Genomic DNA, 273 nt, shown 5'->3' on the forward strand with positions numbered 1-273 from the left:
GGAGCCCACGCACGCACCGGCACGGACACCTGCTCACCCACTCGGCCCTCGAAAGGCTTGGTGTCCGGAACTGTGAGGGTGAAGAGTTGAACGAGGCCACGGTTATCGAGGCCCTCGATCTGGAGAACCGGGCGGGGGGGGATCACCTCGCCGGTCTTCTTGTTGACGCCACCACCCAGGGTGGTGACTGCTCGAATGGTGCCGGTCAGCGTGAGCATCACAGGCTCCCTTGATCCAGGGCACCGGAACGCTCGATAGCTTCCTCGGCGCGGG

At 65.2% G+C, this 273-nt stretch carries 1 protein-coding gene; it reads right to left on the minus strand.

The window, feature by feature from the left end; genetic code table 11:
• Positions 1-218, minus strand: a 218-nt coding sequence (locus ABG80_RS04570; RefSeq protein ID WP_152987460.1) for a hypothetical protein, incomplete at its 3' end; no start/stop codon positions are given.
• Positions 219-273 lie beyond the last annotated feature (55 nt).

It is taken from the genome of Aquabacterium parvum (assembly GCF_001447195.1).
Classification (GTDB): domain Bacteria; phylum Pseudomonadota; class Gammaproteobacteria; order Burkholderiales; family Burkholderiaceae_C; genus Aquabacterium; species Aquabacterium parvum.